The organism is Elstera litoralis (genome assembly GCF_000963705.1).
GTDB classification, from domain to species: domain Bacteria; phylum Pseudomonadota; class Alphaproteobacteria; order Elsterales; family Elsteraceae; genus Elstera; species Elstera litoralis.
Genome location: NZ_LAJY01000219.1, coordinates 1 through 5,108, shown reverse-complemented (window position 1 = coordinate 5,108; position 5,108 = coordinate 1). Strand labels below are relative to the sequence as shown.

Sequence of the window (5,108 nt, the reverse complement as noted above, 5' to 3'; positions counted from 1 at the left end):
CAATCAGATCTTTGCGTGTTAATGATTTGATGAATCCGTCTAAGGATCTAATATATCGTGGCATTACAACCTTCTTATATGGAATATCGTTGGGCGCTCGTTTAAATCGAAATTACTCAGTAATTTCGTACGGATCAATGCGCTAACATATCCGACCTCGGATATTGCCGCTGGACAATCGCCCACCAGAGCGCTTGACTGCGCCTCTTTAATCGGAGGAAACGCCCCAATGACCGAAAATCCGGCCCTGCTCGATTACCTAGCTCGAATCGCCGACGCGTTGGAGCGGCTGGCCCCGCCCGCCAACCCGGCGATTGATCTGGCGGCGGCGGATGCGTTCGTGTGGCACGCCGACCGCAGTTGGCTGGAGCCGGTGCCCTCGGTGGCGCGGGTGGAAATCACGCTGCTGCAGGGCATCGAGCAGTCGAAAGATTTGCTCGTTGCGAATACGGAACGGTTTGCGCGCGGTCTACCCGCCAATAATGCCCTGCTGTGGGGCGTGCGCGGCATGGGCAAGAGCAGTTTGGTGAAAGCCGTTCACGCGGCGATCAACGCCGCAGCCCCCGCCGACCCGGCGCAGCGTTTGGCGCTGATCGAAATTCACCGCGAGGATATTCCGTCGCTGCCCGTGCTGCTGTCGGTTCTGCGCACGCAAACCCGGCGCTGCCTGCTGTTCTGCGACGATCTTTCCTTCGATGCGGGCGATTCGACCTATAAGTCGCTGAAAGCGATTCTCGACGGCGGCATCGAAGGGCGGCCCGAAAACGTGCTGCTCTACGCTACCTCCAACCGCCGTCACATCCTGTCGCGCGAGATGATCGAGAACGAGCGCTCGACGGCGATTCACGCCGGGGAAGCGGTGGAAGAAAAAAGTTTCGCTTTCGGATCGATTCGGTCTGTGGCTGGGGTTCCACGCCTGCGACCAGGAGACGTACTTAGCGATGATCGACGGCTATGCGGCGCACTTCGGCCTGCGCCATCCGCCCGAACGTTTACGGGCTGAAGCGTTGGAATGGGCGATTACGCGCGGCGCGCGCTCGGGCCGCACCGCCTGGCACTTCATTCAAGATTTGGCCGGGCGTTTGGGAATAGAAATGAGACTGACATGACCAAGATTTTTTCCGCCGCAACGTGGCGCGCCGAAGGCTGGGCGATGCTGGTGCTGGCGGCCCCGGTCGCCCTCGGCCAATTGCTGCAAATGGGCATGAACCTCACCGATATGCTGGTGATCGGCCATTTGGGGAAGGAGCCGCTGGCGGCGGCCGCGCTCGCCCAGGGGCTGTGGGTGTTCTTCTGGTTCTTCGGCATGGGGCTCGCCACCGTCACCGCGCCGATGCTGGCGCAAGCCCAGGGCGAGGGCGATACGGCGGGGCAAGCCCGGATTTTGCGGCAAGGCTTGGGGCTGAATAGCGTCGTCGGCCTCGGCATCGCGCTGATCCTCGGCTTCTCGGAAACCCTGCTGCTGTGGCTGGGGCAAGCCCCGGCGCTGGCCAAAGAGGCTGGGCATTATCTCGATGCGCTGCGTTGGTCGATCCCGCCGCTGCTGCTGATGACCGTGGTGCGCAATCTGCTCGTCACCTATCACAAGGCCAACCTGTCACTGGCCTTTACGATGGGGGCCTTCGTTGTGAATGCGGGGCTCGATCTGCTGCTGGTTTTCGGCGGGCAGAGTATCGGCCTGCCCTGGATTCCGGCCTTCGGCCTCATCGGCGCAGGGATTGCCACGGCAACGGGCTGCTGGCTGATGGTGGGCGCGATGCTGGTCTATATCGTCACGCAAGCGCCTTTCGCGGCGCTGTGGCGCACGGGCGGCGCGTGGCGGCCCGAGGCGGTTTTGTGGCGGCGGATGCTCACCCTCGGCCTGCCGATCTCCATTACGATGGTGATGGAAGTCGGGCTGTTCGCCATCGCCGGGCTGATGATGGGCTGGTTGGGGACGGACGCGCTCGCCGCCCATCAGATCGCCATTCTCCTCGCCTCGCTGACCTTCATGGTGCCCTGGGGTATTTCCCAAGCGGCGACGGTGCGGATTGCGGCGGCAGTCGGGCGGGGCGAACCCGCAGCGGCAGCGCAAGCGGGATGGGTGGCGCAGGGCATGGGCCTTGCCGTCATGGGCTCGGCGGCAATCGTCCTCTGGCTCGTGCCCTATCCGCTGGCGCGGCAGTTTTTGGACGCCGAGGCGGTGGCCAATGTCGCGGTTCTGGAGCTGGCCGTAACCTATTTGGCGGTGGCGGCGCTGTTCCAGCTTTTCGACGGCATGCAGGTGATCGGCACCGCCAGCCTGCGCGGCCTCTCCGATACCCGCGTGCCCATGCTGTTCGCCGTTTTCGGCTATTGGGGTGTTGGGCTGACGACCAGCTATGTGCTGGGTTTTCTTCTCGGCTGGCAGGGGATCGGCGTTTGGATCGGCCTTGCGACGGGGCTCGCCACGGTCTCCTTCCTGATGGTCTGGCGCTTCCGGGCGCTCACGCAAGGCCAAGGGCGGGCGATTCCGCAGCGGATATAGGAGGGGCGCTGCCCCTCCACCCCAACCAAGGGGCTTGCCCCTTGGCAATCCCATTCCCCTAATCCGAATTCCCCTATGGGGAGCGATGAGATCGTGGATTCGCAAGGGGCCGTCGCCCTTTGAGCGGGGTTCCGCGCGTTTGACGCGCAAAGCGCATCGGGGGCAGAGCCCCGCTTAATCGCTCCGACTAATGATCCTTGGTGCCGAACAGCCGGTCGCCCGCGTCGCCGAGGCCGGGGACGATATAGGCGTGTTCGTTCAGGTGGCTGTCGAGGGCGGCGGCATAGACCGGCACGTCGGGGTAGTTGGCGTTGAAGACGCGCATCCCCTCCGGCACGGCGACCAGCGCCATGAAGCGAATATTCTCGCGCGGCACATTATTCTTCAGCAGCACATCGACGGCATGAACGGCGGAATTGCCCGTCGCCAGCATCGGATCGGCCAGAATGAACATGCGCCCGCCGGGGGTGGGCAGGCGAATGAGATATTCCACCGGCTTCTTGGTTTCGGGGTCGCGGTACAGGCCGATATGGCCCTGGCGGGCGGAGGGGACCAGATCCAGCAGCCCTTCGACCATGCCGAGCCCGGCGCGCAGGATCGAGACCACCGCCACCTTCTTGCCCGCAATCACCGGCGCATCCATGTCTTCGAGCGGCGTGGTAATGCGCTCCAGGGTCAGCGGCAGGTCGCGGGTGATCTCATAGCCCATCAGCAGCGAGATTTCGTGCAGCAACTGCCGAAACCGCACGGTCGAGGTTACGGCGTCGCGCATATGCGAGAGCTTATGCTGGATCAGCGGGTGCTTCAGCACGCGCAGGTTCGGAAACTCCAGCTCGCGCGGATCGGTTTCGGACTGTGCTGAAGCGTTGGCCACGCTTTCCCCCTCTGATGAACGGTAACAGCGGCATCTTAGCGGCCTGTTCCGAGGGGCGCCAGATTGGCGCGCAACAAAAAACCCCGCCGGGCACGCCCTGCGGGGTTTTTTTGACAGCCGAAGCTGACCTTCGCGCTTAGGCAGCAACCTTAGCGGCGGTCGCCTTATCGATCTGCTTCTTCAAGCGCAGCACATCGCCGGTGAGTTCCGACGAGCGGGCCTTGCCGAGATAGGCGTCGAGGCCGCCTGCGTGCTCGATCGAGCGGATGGCATTGGTCGACAGGCGCAGACGCACCACCCGGCCCAGGCTGTCGCTGGTCAGCGAGGCAACCTGGAGGTTCGGCAGATAGCGCCGACGCGACTTATTGTTGGCGTGGCTGACATTATTGCCAGTGAGCACACCTTTGCCGGTGACGGCGCACCGTCTCGCCATGACCGTATCCCCTATGTGTAACGGTTAATCCTGAACGACTGTCCCAACAACCCGAAGGCCCTTGGAACGGTCTGAGAGACGGCGTGTATAGGCAGCGCCGGGTTAAGCGTCAAGCGAAAAGCGCTGGTTTGATTCAGCTTTACGCTTGCCCCCCTTACGCTTGGCCGTCGTCGTCTTCGCAGGCCTGCATATCGGGCAGCAGTTCGGCGATCACGGCCTCTACCGTCTCCGGCGCGATCTGGCAGGTGCCCGCCGCCGAATGGCCGCCGCCGCCATGACGCAGCATCAGCGAGCCGATATTGACCGTCGAGGTGCGGTCAAAGATCGATTTGCCGCAGGCGAGCACAACATTCTGCTTATCGCGGCCCCACATGACATGCATCGAAATCAGCGACGAGGGGTACATCGCGTAGATGAGGAAGCGATTGCCCGCGAAAATCTGGTCTTCCTCGCGCAGGTCCAGCACCACCACATTGCCTTCGATGCGGCCGACGCGCTCCAACTGCTGCTTGAACTGCGTCTGCTGCGATTGATACATAGCAACGCGCTCCTGCACGTCCGGGTCGGCCATGATCGGGTCGATCTGGCCTGTGCGCAGCATTTCCATCAGCTTCATCATGAGCTGATAGTTGGAGATGCGGAAATCGCGAAAACGGCCAAGGCCGGTGCGGCTATCCATCATGAAGGACAGCAGGGTCCAGCTTTCGGCATCCAGCACTTCATCCAACGTCCAGTCGGCGCTATCGGCCCGGTCGACGGCGAACATCATATCATCAAGCGTTTCATCGAAGCGGTCGGCCCCGCCATAGTGCCGCCAGACGACGCGCGCGGCCGAAGGCGCATCGGGATCGATCACCACGGCGTCTTGCTCGCCCTTGCGCTCCAGTTCCGACGAATGATGGTCGAAGGTCAGGGCGGCCCCCGGCACATGGGGCAGGTTGCAGATAATGTCCCGGTCCGTCACGGGCACTTTGCCGTCCTGCATATCCTTCGGATGGGCGAATAGAACATCGTCGATCAGGTCCAGTTCCTTCAGCAATGCGCCGCAGACCAGCCCGTCGAAATCACTGCGGGTAATCAGACGATATTTCCCGTCGGCCATGTTTTTCTCCTACTTTTCCGAAGCCTCTAAGCTGCGGCGATGGTTGGTCAGATGCGGATAAAATGCAAGCGAAGAGGCCATGACAGTGCGGGATTCACGACCGTGGGGAGTAGTAACACATGCAGGAGTAGGCTACCGTAACGGAATATAGTTTTCCTGTTTGGAGCGATGATGCCGCAAATTCGTCTAGAGG

Annotated in this window: 4 protein-coding genes and 1 pseudogene; 2 read left to right on the top strand and 3 right to left on the bottom strand. The window is 62.1% G+C overall.

Features of this window, described 5'->3' with window-relative positions; translation table 11 throughout:
* Nucleotides 1-229: 229 nt before the first annotated feature.
* A pseudogene (locus VZ95_RS09450) lies at nt 230-1,109 on the top strand (ATP-binding protein).
* On the top strand, nt 1,106-2,506 hold the full coding sequence (locus VZ95_RS09445; RefSeq protein WP_045775624.1) for an MATE family efflux transporter: 1,401 nt from the start codon (nt 1,106-1,108) through the stop codon (nt 2,504-2,506). Before VZ95_RS09450 ends, VZ95_RS09445 begins: the two are co-directional and overlap by 4 nt.
* A 187-nt stretch (nt 2,507-2,693) precedes the next feature.
* On the opposite strand, the gene upp is transcribed toward VZ95_RS09445, so the two are convergent.
* From upp to VZ95_RS09430, 3 genes are all read right to left on the bottom strand, one after another.
* Complete coding sequence (gene upp / locus VZ95_RS09440; RefSeq protein WP_045775623.1) at nt 2,694-3,380, bottom strand: uracil phosphoribosyltransferase; 687 nt, start codon at nt 3,378-3,380, stop codon at nt 2,694-2,696.
* A 136-nt stretch (nt 3,381-3,516) separates the two neighbouring features.
* A complete protein-coding gene (rpmB, locus tag VZ95_RS09435) occupies nt 3,517-3,813 on the bottom strand; it encodes a 50S ribosomal protein L28 (protein WP_045775622.1) in 297 nt (98 codons plus the stop codon).
* 154 nt (nt 3,814-3,967) lie between these two features.
* Entirely contained in the window at nt 3,968-4,915 is a 948-nt protein-coding gene (locus tag VZ95_RS09430) for an exopolyphosphatase (RefSeq protein ID WP_045775621.1), read from the bottom strand.
* Nucleotides 4,916-5,108 lie beyond the last annotated feature (193 nt).